General features: G+C 62.9%; 13 protein-coding genes and 3 pseudogenes. 2 read left to right on the top strand and 14 right to left on the bottom strand.

The window, feature by feature from the left end; translation table 11 throughout:
* Positions 1–2: 2 nt before the first annotated feature.
* The 13 genes and pseudogenes from FHX47_RS01350 to FHX47_RS01290 form a co-directional block, all read right to left on the bottom strand.
* Positions 3–2,102 (bottom strand): DEAD/DEAH box helicase, encoded by a 2,100-nt coding sequence (locus FHX47_RS01350; RefSeq protein WP_183357101.1) that lies wholly within the window; start codon positions 2,100–2,102, stop codon positions 3–5.
* Positions 2,099–3,370, bottom strand: a complete 1,272-nt coding sequence (gene brxD / locus FHX47_RS01345; protein WP_183357100.1) for a BREX system ATP-binding protein BrxD — start codon at positions 3,368–3,370, stop codon at positions 2,099–2,101. The genes FHX47_RS01350 and brxD overlap by 4 nt, the downstream gene beginning before the upstream one ends.
* Positions 3,367–3,984, bottom strand: coding sequence for a hypothetical protein (locus tag FHX47_RS01340; RefSeq protein WP_183357099.1), 618 nt, complete (start codon positions 3,982–3,984; stop codon positions 3,367–3,369). The genes brxD and FHX47_RS01340 overlap by 4 nt, the downstream gene beginning before the upstream one ends.
* Before the next feature lie 615 nt (positions 3,985–4,599).
* Positions 4,600–4,782: a DUF933 domain-containing protein gene (locus tag FHX47_RS01335; RefSeq protein WP_183357098.1), complete on the bottom strand. Its 183-nt coding sequence runs from the start codon at positions 4,780–4,782 to the stop codon at positions 4,600–4,602.
* A gap of 67 nt (positions 4,783–4,849) precedes the next feature.
* A complete protein-coding gene (gene pglZ / locus FHX47_RS01330; protein WP_183357097.1) occupies positions 4,850–7,621 on the bottom strand; it encodes a BREX-2 system phosphatase PglZ in 2,772 nt (923 codons plus the stop codon).
* Positions 7,618–11,376, bottom strand: a complete 3,759-nt coding sequence (locus FHX47_RS01325; RefSeq protein WP_183357096.1) for a BREX-2 system ATPase PglY family protein — start codon at positions 11,374–11,376, stop codon at positions 7,618–7,620. Before FHX47_RS01325 ends, pglZ begins: the two co-directional genes overlap by 4 nt.
* Positions 11,373–14,930 carry a BREX-2 system adenine-specific DNA-methyltransferase PglX gene (gene pglX / locus FHX47_RS01320; RefSeq protein ID WP_183357095.1) on the bottom strand — a complete coding sequence of 1,186 codons (3,558 nt, stop codon included), beginning with the start codon at positions 14,928–14,930 and terminating at the stop codon, positions 11,373–11,375. Before pglX ends, FHX47_RS01325 begins: the two co-directional genes overlap by 4 nt.
* On the bottom strand, positions 14,927–19,132 hold the full coding sequence (pglW, locus tag FHX47_RS01315) for a BREX system serine/threonine kinase PglW (protein WP_183357094.1): 4,206 nt from the start codon (positions 19,130–19,132) through the stop codon (positions 14,927–14,929). The genes pglX and pglW overlap by 4 nt, the downstream gene beginning before the upstream one ends.
* Before the next feature lie 255 nt (positions 19,133–19,387).
* Positions 19,388–19,594 (bottom strand): hypothetical protein, encoded by a 207-nt coding sequence (locus tag FHX47_RS01310; protein WP_183357093.1) that lies wholly within the window; start codon positions 19,592–19,594, stop codon positions 19,388–19,390.
* A 158-nt stretch (positions 19,595–19,752) separates the two neighbouring features.
* On the bottom strand, positions 19,753–20,115 hold the full coding sequence (locus FHX47_RS01305) for a hypothetical protein (protein WP_183357092.1): 363 nt from the start codon (positions 20,113–20,115) through the stop codon (positions 19,753–19,755).
* A complete protein-coding gene (locus FHX47_RS01300) occupies positions 20,112–20,357 on the bottom strand; it encodes a type II toxin-antitoxin system RelE/ParE family toxin (RefSeq protein ID WP_183357091.1) in 246 nt (81 codons plus the stop codon). The genes FHX47_RS01305 and FHX47_RS01300 overlap by 4 nt, the downstream gene beginning before the upstream one ends.
* Positions 20,354–20,725 (bottom strand): annotated as a pseudogene (locus tag FHX47_RS01295) (type II toxin-antitoxin system ParD family antitoxin); the annotation flags it as partial. The pseudogene FHX47_RS01295 and the gene FHX47_RS01300, both read right to left, overlap by 4 nt.
* 177 nt (positions 20,726–20,902) lie before the next feature.
* Positions 20,903–21,046 (bottom strand): annotated as a pseudogene (locus FHX47_RS01290) (BCCT family transporter); the annotation flags it as partial.
* A 394-nt stretch (positions 21,047–21,440) separates the two neighbouring features.
* Between FHX47_RS01290 and FHX47_RS10765 the strand changes: the two are divergent.
* Positions 21,441–21,551 (top strand): annotated as a pseudogene (locus FHX47_RS10765) (ABC transporter permease); the annotation flags it as partial.
* Between the two features lie 306 nt (positions 21,552–21,857).
* On the opposite strand, the gene FHX47_RS01285 reads toward FHX47_RS10765, so the two are convergent.
* Complete coding sequence (locus FHX47_RS01285) at positions 21,858–22,433, bottom strand: NADPH-dependent FMN reductase (RefSeq protein ID WP_183357090.1); 576 nt, start codon at positions 22,431–22,433, stop codon at positions 21,858–21,860.
* Between the two features lie 293 nt (positions 22,434–22,726).
* Here FHX47_RS01285 and FHX47_RS01280 point away from each other — a divergent pair, with 293 nt between their 5' ends.
* Positions 22,727–23,293 carry a dihydrofolate reductase family protein gene (locus FHX47_RS01280; RefSeq protein WP_183357089.1) on the top strand — a complete coding sequence of 189 codons (567 nt, stop codon included), beginning with the start codon at positions 22,727–22,729 and terminating at the stop codon, positions 23,291–23,293.
* The last annotated feature ends 52 nt before the right edge of the window (positions 23,294–23,345 follow it).

Here is a 23,345-nt window from a genome sequence, read left to right as displayed (position 1 = left end):
GCCTACTCGTGCCCGATCACCTGGACTCGTGGTTCAGAAGCCACGGCCCTTGCGCCGGGGCGATCGGCGAGCCTGTCTGCTACCGTCGAAGTCGCCAGGTCCCGGGGCAGCACCTCGGAGAACTTCAGACCATCCAGTGCCCCCGGCGATACAGCGGGAAGGACTGCGGACCAATCGGACGAGTCGAGTGCATCAGAGAGCTTCTTAACCACCTCGGGACCGAGGAGCCGGATGCGGGAGTTTTCCGGCCGTTGAGTCTCATCGGCGATGCCCGGGAGTCCGGCTATCAAAGTGGCGTTGGCACGAGCACCAGCCCATGTGTACCAGTGTGTCTCTCCCCCAGCACGCAGTATCACCGACCCGTGTGCCGCGACTTCGGCTGCGTGTACGTCACGGATCTCCGCAAGCTTCGAATCCGCACGCTTGGAAATCGTGACGTCCGGGTCTTCACCGAGCAGGATCTCACGCTCGGCGCGTGTCAGTGAATAGCTCAGTGGGGCCGCTTCACCGACCCATCGCATCTTGACGGGAACGTCGGACGGCTCGACGAAGCACCTCCGTCGCTTCCAATCGATGTGAGTCACCTCCCACGAACGCGCAGCGAGGACGATGAACCGGGGTCCCTCAACCTTGCGCGTCAGTACCAGTGGATCGACAGCACCAAGCTCCTGACGCCCCTCGATGACGGTGAACTCGGGGTTCGCGGTGAAGACTGATACCAGGTCCATGAAGTTGCGGCGGCCGAAGCGCTCCTCCGTTTCCGGACCGATGAAGAGCATCTGACCGTCGGACTCCAGGTACAACGACTCCACAAGTGAGTCGACGATCTCTGGGGCCTGGTCTCCGAAGATCGACAGGCCCCTCCACCAGTCCGACCAGACGTGCTTTCCGACGCGCCCCTCCTGAAGACAAAGCGCCAGCACCTGCTGCGCCGCAATGTGCCGAGGACTCGGCGGGGCGGAGATCGGCTCGACGTATCCTCGCGACCACAGACGCAGCAGTCCGGCGGCCTGCAGCAACCCATCATCCGTAGTGGTCAGGAAGAGAGCATTGCGCGCTGTGCCGGACCGGCGGCCGGTCCGTCCCATGCGCTGCAGGAAAGAAGCGACAGCTCCTGGGGCATTGATTTGAATTACCCGGTCCAAATCACCGACATCGACGCCGAGTTCAAGCGTCGAGGTGGAGACGATCACACAGTCACGTGCCTCCGCGAAAGCTTGCTCGGTCCGTCGACGTTCATCGAACGACAACGACGAGTGGGAGACGAAAATAGTGACATCGCGCTCTCGCAGATTCCTCGCGAGTTCCTCAACTTCGCGACGCGACTCACAGAAGACCAGTCGCTTCTCCCCAACGTGCAACAACGAGATGACCTTCGCAGCATTGCTGAGAGACCCGACGTGGTCCAACGTCACGTCCCCGGCAGAACTGCCACCTGCCGGAGCCACGTCGGGCGAGACCACAGAAGCCGGCCGAGAGTCAGCTTCTGAGCCTTGAAGCCAGGTCAACAGCTCGTCGGGGTTTCCGACAGTCGCCGACAGCCCGATGCGCTGGATCGGGTGACCCGCCAGTTTCTCCAAGCGTTCGAGAACGGCCAACAGATGCCATCCTCGATCATCGCCGGCGAACGAGTGAACTTCGTCGACGACGATCGCACGCACATTCGCAAAGTGCTCCCGAGGATCGACCTTGGTCGAGACCAACATCGCCTCGAGTGATTCGGGAGTGGTCAGGAGCATCTCCGGCGGGTCTATCAGCATCTTCCTACGCTGGCCCTGGGTCGTATCGCCGTGCCAGAGCTGAGCTCGACGCCCCAACCAACCGGAGTACTTGTCCAGACGTGGCTCCAGATCATTCAGCAGCGCCCGCAACGGGCACACATACAGCACCGACATCCCCTGCCACCGTTCATTCGCGGCCCGTGTCAGCAGGGGGAAACTCGCTGCTTCGGTCTTGCCTCCTGCCGTCGGCGCAAGCAGGAGTGCATCGTCGCCCCGAAGAATTGGAGTGACGGCCTCCTCCTGTAGCGGGCGCAACCCTGGCCACTCCAACGTGTTGACCACGTGGTGGAGCAGAACGGGGTGAAGGTCAGCAGCGCTCACAGTTCGATGTCATCCACACTCGTCGCGGCAGCATTCTGCTCGACGTCGTTGAGCTCCGAGTTGCCGACCGTGAGCTTGTAGTGCCGGCGCGGGTCGAATTCTTCGAACTGGTCCACACGATCGAGGATGTCTCCGACGAGCTTCTTCAGAAACAGCCGCGGGGCGACCCCGACTTTCCCGCCGAGCGATCCGGCGACGGCGGCGGCCAGATCGGCGATATACGCATCGTCCACCGTCGTCCGGATCCGCTCCGCTGACTCAGTTCCTGAGGCGTACAAATCCCGCACGGCCTGGCCGACGTCTTGCAGGAGCGACTGAGAAAACCCCGGTAGGCGGAGCTGAACGGCACGGGGATTGTCGAACCGTTCTTCCGTGGTGAAGTCCGTGGCAAGGCGCTGCGCGAGCGGAGGAAGACGCTGCAGGCCCTGGGCGCCGTCGAAAAACGCTGGCGTGCCAGTGATCAATAGGTAAAGGCCAGGGAAACGCCCACTGTCAATCTCATCGATAAGCTGCCGCAGAGCGTTGAGTGCCTTCTCTCGGACATCGGTTCGAACCCGCTGGAGCGTCTCCACTTCATCCAGAATCAGCACGAGACCAGGATGGTCGGAGTCGCGGAGGACGGTCAGGAGTCCCTGCAGAAACCCGAAGGCGCCGAAATGGTCGAGGTCGCCACGCACACCAGCTTCACGACGGATAGCGGCAGCAACGTGCGGCTGCCCGCCCAGCCACGCGACCAACCCTTCTGCAGTCGCCTCATCTCCTCTCAGCAGGGCATCGCGATATCCCCGGAGAGCAGTAGAGAACGCGGGAGTCGTCCTGGAAACTTCAGCCAACCGCTTCTCGACGACGGCGTCGACGGATTCGCCCTCCGACTCAAGCGCAAAGAGCCACGCATCGAGAATAGGTCGGAACGCAGAAGGTGGAAACTCAGCAGTTTCCATCGACTCGCAAACGCGGCGATATACCGTCTCCAGCTTATGAAGAGGCGTCTCGGTTTCGGAGATCTGTACTTCAGCAACTGCCATCCCGGACTTTTTTGCTCGCTCACCCAACCACCGAGAGAAGAAGGTCTTCCCGGACCCGTACTCACCTCGAACAGCTTTGAAGGATGCTCCACCGCTTCGAGCAGTCCCCAACTCGGCATCCAGCGCTGCCTCGAACCGCGACAGGCCGACAGCCAGCAAATCCAGACCATTATGCGGCACCGTCCCACGGCGCAGTGCATCAATTACTTCGCGCCGCCGGCGAATGCTAACAACTCCACTCACGTGGTCACTCCGAACTGCTCCTGGAGCAAATCGAGGTCAAGAACAATCTCGATGCTGTCCGGATCACGGTACAGCACGGGATACTGGTCCACGTTCAGGAGCCGCTGCGCCACAGGAAGTGCACCTGACAGCTGGAACACGGGCACTTCTAGTGCCTCTGCTGCGTCGGACTGGTAGATCCGGTGTCCAGGTGCAGACATCAGTCGGCGCAACAAAGAACCAATCTGCTGGTCCGAAAGGGACGCCCGTCGGGCACGCCGACGTTGCTCCGTGAACATCGCCGAGTCCAGGACCTGGGCTACGACACCGTCTTCCGGTTCGCGACCAGCATTCTCCTTAGGTTCCGCCTGAGTGGGTTGCATAGGATCGGCGGAATGCGGCTGCGCCGTTCCAGAACTCGACCCGGGTAGGCCGTGATTTCCCGGCAATCCTAGCGCGAATGGTTGAACCGTCAGCATCGCATGAGCAACGCTCTCCCCGCGCCATGTCTCACCTTCCAGCGACTGACGCACCTGCTCCACTGCGGACATCGCGTCGTCGCGGGACTCAAAAGTGCCGAGCGCTACCCCCAGCTCGTCGGGCCCATTGGTGTCATACATGACGCTGAGAGACATCGGCGAACTTTCCTCGTCCAGGAAGAACCTAAGAGGAGTGCTACTCTTGCCTACCTGCTCCGCCTCGCTTGCAGCACCAGGGACACGCTCCTCCAGAGTGGATGGCCCACGCGTTTCCTCAGTTCCATCTCGTGAGACCCTCTCACTGCTTTCCGGGGACGCAGAGTTTACCGGTTCGGCCCCGCTGGGAACTCGACCCGGGGTCGAGCTGTCATGCCCTGTAGCTCCACCTGCTGGAGCCTCATCATCGCTCTTTCCAGCAGCTCTCAACTTTGGAAGCACGAGCGCGCCAGTCACCAATGCGACAAGGGCGCCGCCGATCCCTAGCACCCAAGTCAACACGCCGCCGGAGTCGCTGAACAGGCTACTGGCAACGAACGTACCACCAACCGCACCCAGGGGAGGAATTACGCATAAGCCCACACACGACTCCCAAGCGGGTGAGTCATCGTGATTTTTCGTAGAATCAGACTCACTCATTAAATGCCCCCTAAACAGCTATTCACCAAAAGTTAAACAGGTCCATCTCCGGCGAGCGAACACTTCGCCACAAATACTGCATGAAAGATTGATATAGACGAGAGGTGTTCAACTACTTCAGAGCCCACTCGCACGTCATTTTTCAAGCTGACCACGTCGCCATCCTTCACGACGGAGTCCTCGCCCTACGAGCGCCTTCCCGTTGACCTTGGCCTCCGCCATCGAGCCGGCGGCCATCAGAGCCTCGTGAGAGACCATCCGGGCATCGACGATGCCGCGCTGGAAGTCGGCGTGGATCGCCAGACCGTTATGCGGCACGGATCCCAGCGCAACGCATCAATGACTTTGCGGCGTCGTCGGGCGCTGACGGAGTGCGTCACTCTGTTCATCGGCCCACTCCGAACTGCTCCTTCAATAGTTCGAGATCCAGGACCACAGTCTCCCCATCAGGAGCGCGGTCCAGAACCGGGTACTGCTCGACATTCAGCAGACGTTGGACCATCGGCAGGGCCCCAGCGAGCTGAACCTTAGCAACTCCGAGGGCCGATGCCGCGGAGGCGGGATCGGCACGATGGCCAGGAGCCGCAATGAGCGAACGCAGGAGCGCAGTGATCTTCTCGTCCGACAGACTGATACGGGATGCTCGTTCACGTTGAGCTGCGTACGTCGGTGAACGAACCACGTCAGCGGCCATATCCTGAACCCTGGGATTGGGTTCCGGCTCGACTTCGTCAAACAGCGTGGGGCTCTCGGAGGGCGGAAGGACCAGTCGTCTCAGTGTCGCCGGTCCTGTCGTTTCCGAGGCAAGCGGATTGCGCCACCAGTCCGGTTCCTGTGGCGTCGCGAGATCCCAGCCCTTCGGCGGTTCCCCTGTGACTAGCACATGGATCGGCACGACCACTTCAGCCGGTGCGGCACCGCCATGATAGCCAGCCTTCAACGACCCGTACCGCAGACGCTCGTCGACGGCGAGCACAGCGTCACCATCGTGCAGCAGCACCCGCGGGCCGACCACCCGAATCTCGTCGTCCGTGACCCCTCCGCCATCCGAGGCAGGCCGCGACCGGTTGCTGGATGTCGCTGAGACAGACTTCTGGTGGCCGTCACGACGCTCGATGACGTGCCCGTGATCGGACGTCATGACGACGGTCCGCCCTGCTCGTCGAGCGCGGTCCAGCAACGGGCGCAGGTGTGACACAGCATCGGCCGTCCAGTCCATCCCTGGATCGGAACGATCCAGCGCATCATCGATGGTGTTGAGCACGCAGGCCACGACCTGAGTGTCCTCAGTGTCATCGATGGCAGTCTGAACGTCCGGCGCAAGCTCCGTCCCAGCACCGGACGTCTCTAGGCTCAGTTTATGGAAGAGACCCCCGGTAAGGCCGTGAGCTTTCATGAGGGCGGAGAAGCCCTTGCGCTCAGCATTCTGCTGTCCCGTCGCCAGCGTGCCGGACAGCAAGCTGCAGCGGGACACTTCAGTCAACGACGGCAGGGCGGAGACGCCGACGCTTCGCCTCTCGGCTCCCGACGGAACACATTCTAACCAGGAGTCGTGGCGGTGCTCGATGTCATCCAGGATCTCGGAACCCACCGCCGCACTCATCCCATCGGCAACGATCATCAGCACCGGACGAGGCTCTCGAGCCAGCGGAACGACTGTCCGAGCGATCACGTCCTCGAGAGGAATGACATCGTCGGGCAAGGCATCCCGAGACTGCGCAGCGACAGCGAGTTCCTTTGCGAAACAGCGATCATGAGCGTCCCGTCGCAGGCGCACGGCCGCCAGGACGGTCTCGAGCCCCTTTGACAGAGCTTCATCGCCGACGCCCCGCCACGCGTCGCCGTACGCTCGATCGACCCACGCATCGTCATCCCGATGCCTCCGCATGTGATCAGCGAAGGAGCCGCTCCGAGTGTCCTCGCCAGACGTGAGGTCGGCCGCGAGCCAACGAGTGAGACGCACACCGTCTTTGGCCCGTGAGACGCGACGCTCGTCTCGGTGGTGGGCGAGAACATGAGACTCAACGTCGGCCAATGCACGCTCCACATTGTCTAGTTGGGACCGGTCGGCCAAGGGAGCATCTACCTGTGCGACATTCTGCGTGGAGAACTGCGTCGCCTGGTGCAGGGCGTCTCCGAGCGTCCCCAGGCGTGCTGTAAGGCTCCGACGCAGAACCGAGGAATCCTGAACGCCAGCATCTGCTCGGAGCTCTGCGATGAGAGCATCCGCACGTGTGAGCACCCGGCCCACATCACGCTGAGACTCATCGTTGCTGCTCATCAGGAGTTCGCGAGTGACCTGCTCGGCGGCATCGACGAGGGTGTTTACCTGTGCCGGCGTGACCTCCTCGACCTGCAGCTGCTGGACCCGCAGCAGAACCCACGGTTCCGATCCTCCCGGGCACGCCAGCACCGCGCGACTCGCGAGCCCGAGCGGGACGAGATCAGCCAGCCGGTCGCTGGCAAGCAGCGTGGAGACGAGCGGTTGTGCACGTCCGCAGCGCCGGGCCAACCAATCGAGGGCCGCGTCGGCAAGCGCGTCGCCGACCTGCTTCCGCAATTCCCGAATGCGACTGCTCCGGTCAGCACGAATCGCCCATCTCAGGACATCGTCGATGCCGGGGTTCGGCAGCTCTCGACCGAGGTCAAACCAGCGCATCGCCACAGAGGCGAACGCGTGATCGTACGTGAGGAAGCCGGCGCGAGCCGGGTACCATGGTTTGTCCCCACGAGCTGCCAGAAATCCTGTCGCCAGCTCGCGAGCCCGCGGATGCGAGCTCAACTGCCTGTCTACGCCGACTGAGGCTGCGAACTGCTCGCGAACGGCCGCCCATGGGTCCGGGTTGCGCAACGTTTGGCCTTGGAAATGGGTGAGAATCCCGGTGCCGAGATCCGCCTCGTCCCGGTCGGTAAGGATGACCAACCATAATCCGCTGCGTCGGTCCTGGAGTGCTTCCCGCACTGCCAACGCCGAGCGGCAGGGCGCGACGATGACATCGGACCCATGGTGGGAGAACTCAGTCGCGCCGGACCACATCGTGGACGCGCGGATGCCAAGAACTCCCTCGCGGCGCCCCTTCTTCGAGGCCGATTCGAGGAGCTGACGAACGATGGGCAGCGTGGCTTCCGGGAGGCGCACTGACGCGTCGACAGTCACGGTTCGACCCTCCATTCGACGACCACGCGAGCACCGCCATGTTCTTCCAGGAAATTGTCGAGCTCTTCTCGAACACGGTGGAGATCATCCGCTGAGGTCACAGTGCGCCGTCCGTTCGTTGCGGCCCCCGCAGCCTCCGACGAAGCCGGTCCAGACGGGGTGGCGGGCTCCTGTTCCACGGCCTTCTGGCCCTCTTCGAGCCATGCGAACGCATCGTCTTCGGCACGCTTCAGCGCATTGGTGAGCGGCTGCGCCAGCTCGTCCGCCGTCAGAGAGTTCCGCAGTCGATCCAGCGCCTCTTTCGCCGACCGGCCCCGGTCGCTGTGATATCCCTCAGCATCGAGCAAGGGCGACAGACGTGACCACCCGAAATCGTGCAGCTGGCGGGCCACAGTCCCCGACTTCGACGCGGAACGCCCCGCAGCCTGATCCGTCGCCGTCAGCTCGGCACGACCCAGCGTTTCGATCAAGCTGACGTTGTCGGTCTTCGCCTGCAAGTCTGCGAACAGCTCAGCAGTCGATCGCGCAGTCGCCAGACGACCACCCGCCGTGCCGTCCAACGGCAGGCCGAGTCGCTGATAAGCCTCCGACAGCGCATCGACCAGTCCTCGGGAATCTGCGGACAGCTCGGCAATACGTTTCCGGATCTGCGTGGCGAGCTCGGACACCGCGCTGCCCGTCAGGTAGGTGTTCGCGTTGATGCCGAACATGGCCCCTGCGCGATCGACCGCCGACCGCCAAGCCGCCGCGTCCGGCAGGGCTTCGGGCCGAAGCTCCATCTCCTTGGTGAGACTGCCGGGCTTCGGGGCCGCCTCAAGCGCCGAGCCGTAGCGATACCAGGCACGCCCCTGGAGGATCGCCCACGCGCAGATGACCAGATCGGCGACCTCAGTACGGAGCCCGGGGGCAGGTGTGGTCTCGCGGATCCAACGACGGAGAGTGGCGACGTCGATCACGTCAGTCTGCTCCAGCTCAGCAGCTCCCATCGCCTTGGCGAACGTCATCTGCCACGGGAACCGGTCGGCGCCGAAGAGGAAGTGCGTCTCCCCCATATGCCCGACACCGAGCTCGTTGGCGATACGACGTACGGAGTCTCGCCGCGCCGACTCCACAAAGACACGACCGTCGGGGTCCTGCTGCGCCTCATTGACCGCGTCCAGTACAGCGTTGAGCTCGCGGGGTTTGACTTCGGCATCCTCGGGTTCGAACTTGGGGTGCCCGGGAAATGCCGCGGAGAAGACCTGGTCGACCAGGTTCGTGAATGCTGCCTCCAAGTCGTGCCCGACCGGGGCCTGCGGGGTGAACTCGTGGGTAAGCGAGATCAACACGCGCTCATGGGCCTCGTCGACGTCCAGATTGCCGGTCGTCGCACGAGCGGCGCCGTATGCTTCCTGGACGGCGCCGCGCATCCTCTCTCGGAGTGCATCACGCTGGTTCTCAAGAATGATCTTCGCTTGACTTCGGTCTGCCGGTGCGAGGTCGCTGGACATGGAGGTCCAACGATCCCCTGACCCACCGAGCAACCAGTCGAGGACAGCCAGTCGACCGAGCTCGCGCTGGCGCTTGTCCGACAAGAAGTGCGGCACCCAGGCCACGGTGCGCGTGTCGAGTCCCTTGTTCCGCAGGTCGTCAAGCCGCTGGTCGTCCTCCCGGACGCCGTGCCCGTGTTCGTCGAAGGGGTAGTCGATGATAAACCGCCACGTGTCGGACCCAGCTTCGAACATCTCATCGGCCAGCCATGTGCGATCGCGGATATTCGCGAATATCACCTCCACTTCACGCCGAGAGCCTCGCCAGATCCGGTTCTGCCTGCTGATACCGGTGACATCACCGTCGATCTGTTCGAGCCCGAACTCCTCCCAGACGATGTTCTTGAGAACTTCACGACGACGCCCCTCGTTATCTTCGCCTTTGGCCTTCTCGACCACGGACTCGTAGTCGACCTCGGAGATCCGGAGTCGGACCGTCGGGTTCCGACTGTCACCGGAGATATGGATCTCCGGGACCTCGCCGTTCCACTTCTTCAGTTTGGACAGCACCGTGGTCGCTTCTTGGCCCGGCAGGGGGCTGACGATCGAACCATGGTTCAGCGAAGCCAGCCGTCCTGGTGTGAGCTCCCGCAGTGCCGGCACCTCAGGTGCGATCGCGGACAGCACCAGAGTCTTCACCAGGCGGTCATCAGCGTGGAAGACGTGGTCGGGAGCGAGGCCCTCGACGTCCGCGTCGTCGAACCGGTGCTCGCGCAGCAGCAGGGGGCGGAGCTTCTCCTCGTACAGCTTCAGGGCATTGCGGAAGCGCCCTCGCATGTCTTCAGTGATGGCCTGATTGCCGTTGACGACCAGGTCGAATACGTCACCGACGGGGATCACGTCATCGACGGTGAGGTGGTCGCGCTGATCGACCAGCAGTTGCTGCATCACCTTCAGGGCCGTGCGGTCACGCTGCATCGCCGAGGCGAGCGTCCGGAGAGTCGAGACCAAAGCCGGGGAGAATGGGTACGTCCGCCGGAACGCCTGCCGGTCGGCGCCCTTGGTCCCCTCATCGTTGTTGATGCCGTCCAGCAGCACATCCCACAGGTATTCACGACGGTCGAGCCCGTTGAACGCATCATCGATGGTTCGGCGAGCCTCCCCGGAGACCGGCTTCAGCAGGCGCTTCTCAGCGACATACGGCAGGTTGTCGTCCCCAAGCACGATGGTGCGGAAGCGACCTTCCTGGTGCTGGAACGCCGAATCGAGCGCCTCCTGATGGGAGCCTGTACCTCCACCCGATTCGACGAAGTACTTGCGCAGGTCCAGCTGGCGAGCGACGAAGGTGATGAGAGGAATGTCCAGCTGGCCAGCACCGGACTCGACGAACTTGGTGAGCTTCTGCGCTTCACGCCCGAAGAACTCGGCGTCCCGAACCCGGAACGCCAGCCACAGCACGAGCTCGTCGAGGAACATCACGATCGCGTCGTAGCCGAGCGACTTTGCATGATTGCTGATGACGGCCAGCCCCTCGTCCAGGCTGACGAACTCCGCGCCGCGGGTGAAGGCCTTGAAATAGGTGTTGACCAGGGCCGAGACCAGTCGCTGCCGATCCTCAGAGTCCGGGGCCGCGGTACGGGCGCGATCGTAGGACTCGGACGTCCAGGTGCCCTCTTGCAGCACCTTGCCCCAGACGTCATCTTCACCACCGGCGACGTCGGACTTGTTGAGTCCCGCAAGGAAGGCGTCGTCTCCCATCTTCGCTCGCCAACCATCAGCATCATCAAGAAGTTGGTCGCTCTGGTGCACTGCAGGGAGGGGCGCTTCCGGGTGCAGCTCGGCGACCTGGTTCACGTATCCAGAGAAGATGGCCTGTTCGATGCTGTCGGAGTCGAGGAAGTGGAATGCCAGTCGCAGGACCTTCTTGCCTTGAAGCTCGCCATCGTACCGCTGGACGACTGGAGCGAGCTCGGGCTTGGCACGAGCAGTGGGATTGTGACCCAGGAGTGCGTAGAGCACCGCCATGAAGTGCGACTTACCGGAGCCAAATGACCCGGAGAGGAACGACGCCCGACTGGTGCCATCTTTCAGCGAGGTGGCCACCAGATCCAGTGCTTGGTCGAATGCCTCAGTGAGCGCATCCGTGACGACGTAGTCCTCAATGGTGGTGTCGAGACGCCCTTCCCCGACGCCCTCAGTGAGTCGGAGGACGTAGTCGTCGGCCCCGGCACGCTCAGGGATGCTGATGACATCTCGGAGCAGCGTCTTCTTCGAGGAATTGCTCATGCCTTCGCCTTCCGTCCCTTCTTCGCCGGTGCCGGTCGCCATGCTTTCAACTGGTCGGCTGTCGCCTCTACCTGCGTCATCCGCTCCTCGAGCTGCTCGGCCATGAACTCGGCCAGATTAGCGCCGCCGAACCGATCATCCGGCTCGTCGTGCCACTGCTGCACCCACGGCAACACCTCGGCCAGCCCAGCGACGAGGGGCACCAGACGCTCGTCTTCCCAACCGTCGGACTCCCGCTGCTGGATCAACATTGCGATCGCCAGGGCTCGCTCAGCGTGGTCCCAACCCGCCCAGCCCAGCATCGGGGTCGGATCGGTCTCGCGACCAGCGTCGGGATAGAGGATGAAACGCTCCTTGGGCACGTCGAGCTTGCCGCGATGCGCCCAGTACTCAGGCTTGCGGAAGTCACTGCTCTTGTACTTCGGCGGCACCGGGATCGGCCCGTCGCCACCCAGCTCCTTGCGCGCTGGTTTGTACGTACCGGCATCCTCGCGGCGCTGGAGTTCCCACGTGGACTCCCAATCGGCGTGCTTCCGCAGTCCGGGCTCCTTGTAGCGGTAGGCCGCCAGGTACGGCACAGCCTCGTTAGCGAGCAGAGACTCCAGACTCTTCACGACGGGCACGTCAGGCCGGCCCTCCCACAGAGCGAGAACTGCCACCATGTCCGCGTCACGAGACACCTCATCGGCCAGCGTGGCGACGCTCTGCGGAGCCGGTCGGCCATGGGAGTCGAACCAAAACGCCCGGTGCTCCAGCCGATCAAGCAACCAATCCCGCAGTGAGCGCTCCTTTTGCTCCCATGGATCGGTCACCCACCTACGTTTGTACTCTGGCCGTTCCAACAGATTAATGAACTTGCTTGACTCAATAAGGCTTATCCGCTTCTGGACTAGTTCACGGTAAGCTTTTGGCCAATGTTCTGGAATTTCAGTGATTGGCGTCGAACCGTGGCGACTAAACCAAGAAGTCTCTGCGCCATCTCGCATTCTTCGCGCCAAAACCATCTCGAATGCTCGTTGCCCCTTCCCAAGGCCAGGCAAATCATCGCCGGAGTAGGTCAAATCCTCATCAACGATCCCGTACAGACGATAAACTTCCCAGTCCAGCTCCTCCTGCCGGGAGATCATCTCGGCTCGCAGTCCAGCGTATTTGACTGAGGCATCAGAAAGTTCGTCGGCGGTAGGCGCTGTCTCGCCTTCGACGATCGACTGCGGTGTAGTCGCCGCAGCTTCTGATGCAAGCGATCGAAGGCGTTCGCCGGAGACTGACGGCAAGTACACTGGCATGGGAATCTCCGCGATGTTAGTGCCATTGAACGAGTAGCGTTCCTCCCATGCCTCCCCTGTCACGCGAGCCCCCTTTCCACCCTTTTTGTCCCCTCCCTTGGGGTAGCAGACCTGCTTCAGCCAGAAATTTGCGGCCGCTGAGTTCAGTACAGCTTGAACGCCAGCGTCAGGACTACCCTCCCTCAACTTCAAGACAATAACCGTTTCCTTGAACACCCCCGGCTGTTCGTGAAATGCACACTCCAAATGCGTAGATATATTCGCAATCACCAATGATTCTGGAGTGTCATATGCCGATTTTGTGTGCTGTTGGTATTCGGTCCAATGTAGTGCGCTATCCGCCATAGAACCCTGGAAGGTCTTGCGTGCCGCCAGGGTTGTCCGCAGAGGCCAGAGGGCGCCCTCAAGCTTGGCATCTGCAGGCCCTTCCGAGGCGTACGGATACAACACCCTTTGCCCGACGAAAACCCCCCAATCTCGCACCCCTGCCCCCACCACAAACGGGCGAAGGTATGAGCCAACCTCCCGCCGCACCAACGGGCCAGGGTCGGTATAGGCATCATCAGATCCAGCTCGGATGGCCAGGCCCGGCGGAAAAACAAGAAGGCTTGAAAGGGGCTGCGAACTTGCCTCGAGCGCCATTTTTGCCTCAGCTGCACTGCCGCCCTTCAACTGCCAGGGATGCACAGCTAGAGTCGAGCGGGCAACGTCTCGAACCGCAACAAACTCGCCTTCCCATGTGGGGTCGTCGACATTCTGCAACATCTCCGTCCATACGAGTCCGCGTGACGGATCATCTGGCACACCGGGTTCGCCCCGCACCCCAAGTACAGCACGAACGCTACCTGCCCTGGGAGCTCTATTTCGTCCTACCAGAATCACCGTTGGGGTCCCATGGCCGGGCAAATATGCACCCGATGTGTTTGCAACTAGCTCCAAGTCCTTGGACGCAAGGAACTTCTCAATGAGAGGTACACCAAACTCTCGCTTCATAAAAGCGTCATCACTGATCAGACCAGTCCGGCCAGAGGGATGGCCGAGCTCGAAGAATCTGACCGTAAATGGAGAAGAGAGATGGTATTGCCCCTTACAGGCCACAGGGTAGCGACGTCGGTATAGAGCATTCAGCGAGGCATCCTTAACCGCGATGTACGGAGGGTTGCCGACCACACAGTCATACTGCCCGTTACGAAGGATCCGTTTGAGTTCAGTCAAGTTCTCGGTGGCGTAGGCGAAGTTGGCGGCCACCCGGTCGGATGCCATCTCAGCCCCGAAGTCGAGCTCCTCCTGAGCAAGACCGTGCAGGAGCGAGTCGCCTGCTGCCAAGTGGTACTTGAACGCTGGCGCTTCTTCGAGACTCATCATGCCGCAGGCTTGGAGCGCGGCCACCGTCAGCCGGAACCGAGCAATCGACACAGCGAACGGATTGATATCGACACCATGCACCGCGTCGAGCGCCGTCTGTACACGTTCACGTTCGTCCATATTGGGGGCCTTGCGGTGCCACCGGTCCAACAAACGATGGAAAATGCCGAGCAGAAAATGTCCGGAGCCACACGTCGGATCGATCGCTCTGAAGCCCTCGAGCGGACGCTCGTTGAGCGCAGGTTCAAGAGCGCGATCGAGGATGAACTCTTCAACGAAGACTGGGGTCTGAAGCAGCGCAAACCGCTTCTGAGCATCCTCAGAGATCTCCTGATATAGGTCCCCGAGGAACCGGGTGTCCAGGTCAGCATCCGTCATATCCCGGAGCAGAACGCCGTCGTCGTCGCGCTCCCGCCAGAAGTTGAGGAGTCTGGTTGCCGCATCGCCGGAGGGTTGCACCAGCCACATAGGTGAGTTCCCATCCACCAGACCAGCTGTCGCCTGCAACTGACGCAGGTACCCCACTGCCTCGAGAAGCCACTCCCGGTCGGTGATATCCGGGTTCGTCCGCGCGGCTTCACGAAGGAAGTGCTGCTGGGCATCGAGAGCCTCTGCGTGTCGCGCTCCCGAATGAGTGATCCACACCGGTTTGACGAGGTCGTTGTCCTCACAGAACCGAACGAAGACTGTGGTGAGGGCCCACGCCACAGCGGCGAGAGTCACCCGTTCATCGACCCAGGCTTCCCACGTCGCCGATGTCCGTTCAGAGGCACGAGAGGCCTCGTACTCGTCGCGCCAGGCCGCCTCCACCTCAGGCTGGGAAGTGACCCGCGCGCGCAGGTCATCTTCGAGGTGGAGCACTTCGGCTCGCAGCTCAGCGGTCAACGTGTCGCGTGCGCTCACTGCGTTTCTCCTTCGGCGGCCGCCGGAACGGCGACGCGATTGTCGAGGTTCAGGAACTGGGAGGAATAGGACAGAGGGATGGGGGTGCCGTCAAGATGGGCCCCAGGTTCCGGCCCCTGGGGCACGATCAGCCACACGGCGTTCGACCGGTGCTGAGCGACGTCCGCGAGCCGGGCGATCACCCTGAGGTGCCCGTAGCGCGCCAGGGGCGCCGCGTCGGTCACCACCACCGGCTGCGTGGCCTCGGAGGCAGACTCCATCGCTTCGGCGATTGCAGTCTCGATCGTCGAGATCGACTGACGCACCAATGCAGCGAGTCCGTCAGCGGCACGCGTGCCTGACTCAGCGGCGTCTGCTGCCAACACGGCGTCCCACGGGACTGATTTCTCTTCAGCTTGGGACCGCAATCCTCCCAAAAGGAGGTCGGTGACGTTGACCTGGACACCGCCGTACGTCGACAGCAGATCTGATGTTGTCCGTTCGACCTGCCGCGCTGGGATACCGATCGCCAGGAACGAGCGTGCGCCGACGCTCTCTCGCAATTCTCGAACAAGACGTTCTGGCTGTTTTCCGTCGGCCCGTCCCACAGGAATCGTGGTGTGATGGGTTTTCGTCACGAATGTGGTGTCCGAGTGGCTGGAGGGAACCGCATAACCGTTGCCCGTCCACTCGAGTCCGGTGCCCGCCTGACGCAGGACGTCATCAAGGTCCGGGCGTCGTGGCAGATCGGCGACACCGGGGAATCGCACCTGCACAATCTTGTGTACATCCGCGACGGTGAACTCCTGAGAGGGGATGGTGGCGCCCAGCGCCAACCTGACGGCGTCGGCAGATGGCATCTCGCGTGAGTACAGCTCACCCGATGTCGAAGCGGCCGCGCTGTCCGACATCCGTGCAGCCAACCTGACGAGACGTACATCGTCGAGGTTCAGCAGATCGCCAGTCCAATGTGCTCGAAGCACAGCAGCTGCCCGACCACGAGATAGGACCGCGTCACCCACGTCGCGCGCCTCAGTCACCAACTGGTCGGCCACCTCACCAAGGGGACCTGCCACCGCAGCCAATGACGGTCTCACGGCAAGGATCAGGCGGGAATCTGACCGCCGACGCCGCCGTGCGATCGGAGACTCCTCGTCAGCGCCCTTCGCCTTGTCGTCCGTCCTGTCCAAGGCGGCACGAACCAGGCCAGCAATGACTCGGCGGTCACGCTCAACTGCCTCTGCCGGTGCCATCGAGTTGACGACGGTCTCGGCCCAAGCGGCTCCGTCCAAACCGTCTAAGGTCACGAGCACTTGATCAGCGATGTCATCAAGGATGGACGTGGCGGTCGCGTTGGCAGTCCACCCGTCCCGGATCGCGGCGAGCAACTGGGAGACCTGCGGCGAACCGCCCAGTTCGAGTGGCCCGGCCAGTTCGCCCAGGGTGCCGAAAGCCGGGGCACGTCCGGACAGTCCGAGGAGGACCTCTGCGCCGGTTCGCCGCGCAGCTGCCCGCTCGCTCCCGGCAGACTCGACCAAGAGCTTCGCCGTCGCGACCGGGGCGACGAGCGGGTCATCCGGGCGAACTGTCTCTTGGTCCTCGTCCGCACCGGCCACCGGCAGACTGTCGCCGAAGCGCTCGCGCCATTGCTTCGCCCGCGTGCGGATCTCGCGTTTCGTTGCATCGACGATCCCTGAGAATCGGCTGAGTTTGCCGGTGTCGAGCGCCGCCAGGTCGCCCACCGTCTCCAGGCGGAACGGCTCAAGAGCCGAGAGAGCCCGGGGGGTCAGCCCGGACTGCGACAGTGAGGTCCCCGGCGTGGCCTGCTGAGCGAGTTCATCGGCGTCGTCAGGCGTCGTGGTGGTCGTGGCCGACAGCGCACTGCGCCACGCCGCGAGCATCTCTGCGGCCGTGCCGAAGCGCTGCTTGGCGTCCCTGTCGAGCGCGCGGGTGAAGAACGCGACGAGCCCGTCAGCCGCCGTGGGGTCGAAGGCCGCTGCTTCGATGGTGGCCGGCTCTCGGATCGAGCCAGGATCCGACTGTCCATCGCCGTACACCGGAGTATTGCCAGTCGCCATCTCGAACAGGGTCACGGCGACGGCATACCGTTCAGCAGCCGAATCCCAGTGGCTCCGAGAGCCGGTGCCCAAAAACGGGTCGAGGTAGGGCGGTGTACCGGCCTTCACCGTGGCCGCACTGGCACGTGCCAGGGAGAAGTCGAACAATACAAGATGCTTAGCCCGGTCGCTGCGCTGCTCGCGGACTCCGAGGTTGGCCGGTTTGATGTCTCGGTGGTCGACTCCGGCTTCATCGAGCCCGACAAGAGCTTCCAGGAGGTCAGTTCCCCACCGGTCGAGCAGGTCCAATGAGAGCCGGCGCCGATCCCGCAGTTCATCTCCGAGCGTCTTCTCCCCGGCAGACGCCAAGAGCAGCGCGGTCCGTCCGCCCACCTCGAGGGGAGACTTCTCCACCAACCGCACGAGGCGTGGGTGTTTCTTCCCCCGCAGAGCAGACAACACTTCGGCCTCGTCATAGATGCGCTGACCTGCAGCGTCGTCGACAGCAACCTTGAGCACGCGTTGGGCCTCGTTCGCCTGGTGGTCGATGACGAGCAGTCCCACGGCAGTCGAGCCAGAACCGAGCCGTCGCACCAGTTCGAACCGATCGCCCAGGAACGTGCCCGGCGCGGCATCCAATGGATCCACATCGACGTTCGTCTCACCAGCCGAGAGTGCTCGTTCGACGTGGCTGAGGCCTTCGAGGAACGCCGGGACGTCACGCAGACGCTGGGACACCTGGGGGCGGGTCGCATCGCGGATGAGCTCTCGGAGCGGTGCAGGAGCCTCAGGTAGGTCGGCGGCCAGATCAAGGCCCCCATCACGAGCCAACCGCTCTTTGAGGTCAACTGCGCTCGTCGCGGGAACCTGGTTCGACACCAGAAGATACGCGACAGCTCCGAGGGCGAAGACGTCGAGCTTGACCCGGTGCGCGTGAGGTGACCACTGGCCTTCCGGCGCGACAAAGGAGTCGGCGAACCGCTCCCCTCGGTCCGACCGATCACGGTCGAGCAGGCCGAAGACACGCGTCGCCGTCCCCTGAGTCTCCAGAATGCTGTTCGTGGCGTCGTCGACAGCACCTGCCACCTGCCAGTTGCCCACCTTCAGCTGAGAACCGTCCCGCTGAGAACCGTGCACAGTGATCGCCATGGGGTTCAGGCCCCGATGGACGATGCCGTTGGAGTGCGCGTACTGCAAAGCTTCAGCGAGCTGCCGGACCAGATCGACCTGGTCCGCATGGGACAGGTCAGGGGCCCTATCGGCGAGCCAGAGATCGAGTCGCTGACCATCGGGGTCGTAGGGGAACACGAGCCCGGCACCGAGCTCGTGATCGACCAGGTCACGAGGACTCAAGACTCCGTCGTGACGGAGCCGGGACGTGAGGGAGAACTCCCGGGAGACCAGCTGCCGCCGCGCCTCCACCTGGGCCGCGGAGGAACCGTCCGCGACCAGGAAGAACCGAATCCTGGCGCGCTGCTCTCGAGCAACTCGGTGCTCGGCGGGCCAGTCCTGCCAGCCATCGCCCTCGTTCAGTGGGGCTCCGATGATCCGCCACGAGCCGACCTCGCGCTCCCGACGGACGGCGAAACCAGCAGCCTCGACGACCTCAAGAAATGCGTCCTCAGTCAACCCCGGCCGATCGTGGCGCCGCCGATCAGGCTCGAGAAGCCGATCAGCGATGCTCGGGAGGTTGCTGGCGTCCTCATAACCATCGAGCCCGAACAGATCAGTCTTATCGCTCTCCGTCAGCAAGCACTGAGTGTTGTCCGCGTGGAGGAAGATCGACTCCTGCACGAACGGCACTGCGCTGGGGTCCATGCCGATCCTGCGAGCCGCGTCCTTGAGGACGCTCGCGAGCCGCTGGGCCTTTCGCCGCGCGACGAGCAGTGGGGAGTCCTCGGACCGCTGACCACGCTGCCAGCGGTACGCGTTGCCGGATATCGGACCTTGATAGTGCTTCAGCTCGACGAGGTGCAACCGACCCTCGCCCAGCACGAGCAAGTCGACTTCGGCCCAGCGCCCCTGGTGATCCCGAAACTCGAAATTGCTCCAGGCGTGGAACGGGCCCCGGTCAGGTAGGAGATCACGGACGTGGCCAAGCCCCTCGCGTTCGTGCACGAACTCCGACTCGGAGACGACGTGCCAGCGCTCACTGTTCTGGCGCATGGACGGCTACACCTCCCCTCGTCGTTCAACGTTCGTGCATGGCCAATCCTTCCACGTCGAACCGTCGAGCTGGGAACGACCTCTCATCACGATGTGCGGATGCCCGACTCACGGCCAGTTGTCGAGGCGACTCGTGGAATCAAGGGCTCCGGCGCAAGCTGTGTAGGACTTGACCTGCACATTCTACTCAGCGAGACGGTCCGACTTTAAAAAGGGGGCCGCATCATTTCTCGGGTGAATCGGCCTTCGACTGCTTCACATGTGCTTCCGCGCCTCGTCCAGGATGGCCTGCCGCATTTCCGGGGCATAGACCGACGTCAGGATCGAGGCCAGATACTCGCCGTTCTTGACGACTAGCTCCCGTTCGACGGCGGAGAACTCGCGGCCCGTCTCGGGCTGGCGCTCCGCAGCGGCAGGGGCGGAGGCCGTCGTCGAGCCCAGACTGAACTGCGAACCGACCATCGCCGGCGCCGTCGAACTACTGCTGCTCCTGTTGGATCTCGGCGACCTGCTCCTGGACGGTCATCGTCTCCCCCTGTGCCGGCGTACGGTACTGTTGTTCGTCGAGGACCAAGTTAGAGGGAACCCGGTGACAGGGTTCACGACATCGGCCGGATGCGTCAGAGGCTCTGGTAATAGTCGCGGATGTATTCGGCCATCAACGCCCGGCGCTGCTGGAGGAACTCCGTGTAGGTCTCCGCCGTCGTCGTGCGCAGCGACTGCGGGACCGCGTTCTCGGCGAAGGAGGCCTCAAGCTCCTCGGTGCTGGAGATCTCTACGAGGATCGACTCGCCGCTGGCGATCTGCTCATCCACTCGGGCCAGGTACGCGGCGGGAGCAGTGTCCTTGATCCCGATGTTCACCGGAGTCTCCGTCAGCGCGTAGTTGGCGATCTGGTTGTACAACGACTGATCACGCACCCCGGATTTCACCAAGTAGTTCTTGGGCACCAGGTGGTGGATGTCGCCACCGTCGTCCATCATCTGCCCGACGGTGATGTGCTTGGAGAGGAATCCCTTGGCGTTGCGATGGATCTGCGCGGCCTCACCAGATCTCGGTTCGTCAGGATCCTCAGAAGACCCGGGTCCTCGGCGACGCGTTCGATCGCGGATTGGAACTCACGGACGTACTTCTCCGCCTGTCCCACGCCCCAGCGATCCTCGGTGAAGTCCCAGATCGAGGAGAGATCCCGCTGCGCGGCCGGAGTAAGTCGGTACTCGCTCACGCGGTCTTCGAGGCGACGAAAGCGTCGAAGTCGAAGGGCTCCGCTTCGCCACTGGTCTCACCGGCCACGAGCGCGGCACGCAGCGCGGACAGCTGGAGCTCCTGCTCCTCCAACAGCCGCAGACCGGCGCGGACGGCGTCGCTGGCAGACCGATAACGGCCCGCCTCGACAACGAACGGCTCGAGGTCCTGCCGGTAGTCACTGAGTCGATAGACGACGTTGCGGCCCTCGACAGCCCGCTCGACCACCTCGGCCCGCTCAAGGTCGCCGAGGCGATTGGTCAAGATGTTCGAGGGGATGGACGGGATGCCCTTCCGGAGTTCGTTGAAGCGTTTCGGGCCGACGGTCAGACCGCGCAGGATCACTAGGGTCCACCGCTCGCTTGGAAACTCAGCCGCCCGGGCCGGGCCACAGTACTGGCCATAGGAGGAGTCAAGGGTGCCTGCTCACACGTTTGAACTTGAACTCCACCACGTCGCCGTCCTTCATCACGTATTCCTCGCCCCCCCCATGCGCACCTTGCCGGCGGCCTTGGCGTCGTTCATGGTGCCTGCGGCGTCGAGGTCGCCGAAGACCGAGAACCACACGACACTGACCAGGCTCGGCACCAGCACCACCCCGACGACGACGCCGCGGATCGTACGACCGCGGGAAATGCGCGCAATGAACGTCCCCACAAATGCGGTGAAGAGCAGTACGATGGGTCCTTCGTCGCTGGGCGCCGAACCAGGGTTCAACCCACCGACTTCGCCATTTCCACCGGGCGCCCTGATCCCGCTGCAAACCGAACCGTAATCGTTGAATTCCCATCCGAAAGCCGACTTGTAGAAGACACGGGCAGCAGCGAGGTCCGTAACGCCGAACTCGATATAGCTGCGGCTGTGATGCATCGGCACAGACATGTTGCTAACACCTGCGGGCATCCGGCAGGCACGCCGATCCGCAACATAGTGGGCGAGGGCGCCGTCGATTTCGCCGAGGCCTGCGCGGTGAACTACTCGCAGGGCAGCTGACTGAGCAGGGAGCGCACGCGACTGGCCGAGGCGGTCAAGAAGGCCGAGGGGCAGTCATGACCACCATGACCTGACATTGGGCGAGACAGCCGCGCTCACCGGCCGTTCGCTGCGGCACATTCTGCGCAGTCCGGACACGATCATTACGACGGCGATCATGCCGGGGACCGTCGCCCTGATGAGCACTTTGACGGTGACCATACTGACCGCCACGACGGAGTCCCGCGCGATGGTTGCAGTTTCGCCGGGTCCGAGCATCACCGCGGCAATGAGGACGACTGCACCTACGGCGGCCCAACCGGGGGGATTCTGGCGATGACGGGGCCGCTGAGGATTAAGCGCGCCGCGGCGGTGTTGCGTAGGTTGCCGGATGTCATGAACAAGCCCTGTTCACAGGCTCGTCCTCGTCGTGCCGGCGCCGTCTGCGTCGCGTGGAGCGCTGACCAGTTTGTCTGCTGAGATTGAGTGTCCGACAACCAACCGGCAACTAGGATGTCACCGATTCAGTGACCTCTCCACGAATCTTTGTGACGAGCTCCTCGAGCTGCTCACACATGCCGTGCACTTCATTCGCATGGCGCTCCGCAGGGGTGAACTCACCGTCTTTCCAGTCGATGAACAGGTTGAAGTTGAGTTCAGCGCGAACGAACGGCATCGAGAAGTTCGACACGATCTGCCTCCACTGCTCGATGGCGCGCACCCCACCGACTGATCCCTGTCCGACGAAGGCGACCGGCTTGCCCACCCATTCTGTGCCGAGGGAGTCCACGGCGTTCTTGAAGCCTCCGGGTACTCCGTGGTTGTACTCGGGGGTGACGAAGACGAAGCCGTCGAATTCGTCTATGGCATCGGACCAGTTCTGAACGTTCGGATCGTCGTAGTTCTTATTGGCGACCATCGGGTGCACAGGGCTGGTCAGCAGAGGCACATCGAATTCGGCAATGTCAACGAGCTCGTAGGTGAAGCCCCCGGAGCGGCTTCCCGCGACGTTGTGGACGTACTTCGCTACGGCCTCGGTGACTCGTTCGACACGAATGGATCCGATGATGATGCCGATCTTCATCTGTGCTGCCTCTTTCTACCGTCGATTGATACAGATGTGCCCATCCTGCGACGGGTTCATCCAGCCCCAGGGGGCTGAAGCAAGTCTCACACAGTTCCTCAGGAGCAGACGAGTGGGCTCGTCACACACTGACACAGCTGTGGATCAGCATCGACTTCCTATTGCACTTTGCAACCGGTATGGCGTAGCCTCATGTCTGCTCCCACAAAGTTAGCCGGGATGGGTTGGAGCCTTTCGAAGCCCGACAGCCCCCGCCCCACGGCAGGATCGTATCGCGCTGGAAGGAGAGCCGAATGGGCAAGCTGATCTACTCGATGATCGTCTCCCTCGACGGATACGTGGCGGATCCCGAGGGGGAATTCGCTTCCTGGGCCCAGCCCGACGAACAGGTTCTGGCCGAGGTCACCAAGGAGACCTCGGCTGTCAGCACCTATCTGCTGGGGAAGCGAATGTACCAGATGATGTCGGTCTGGGAAACGGATCCAGAGGTGATTGAGCAGTCACCAGAGTCCACCCAGTTCGCCCAGGTCTGGCAGCGGGCCGACAAGATCGTCTATTCCCGCACCCTCGAGTCCGTACATACCTCGCGGACTGAGCTTCGGAGTCACTTCGACCCCGAAGAGGTGGCACGCATCAAGGCCGCGGCAGAGGGCAATGTGACAGTGGCTGGCCCCACGTTGGCGGCCGAGGCGATCCGGCACGGTCTTGTGGACCGCCTCGATCTCCTGGCGTGTCCGATGGCCGTGGGCGGCGGCGTGCGGTTCCTGCCCGATCAGCGGATCGATCTGGCGCTGGAGCACGAGCAGCGGTTCGACAACGGAATGGTCCAGCTGCGCTACGAGGTGCTCTCCAGCACCTAGAACCGGCGGCGCCTCCCCCTGCACAGGCCTCAGGAGCTCTCGTAGACTACGG

Origin of the sequence: Garicola koreensis, assembly GCF_014195445.1 — a bacterium.
GTDB classification, from domain to species: Bacteria; Actinomycetota; Actinomycetes; order Actinomycetales; family Micrococcaceae; genus Nesterenkonia; species Nesterenkonia koreensis.
Note: the sequence above shows the minus strand (reverse complement) of the source record. Positions and strands in the feature narration are given on the sequence as shown.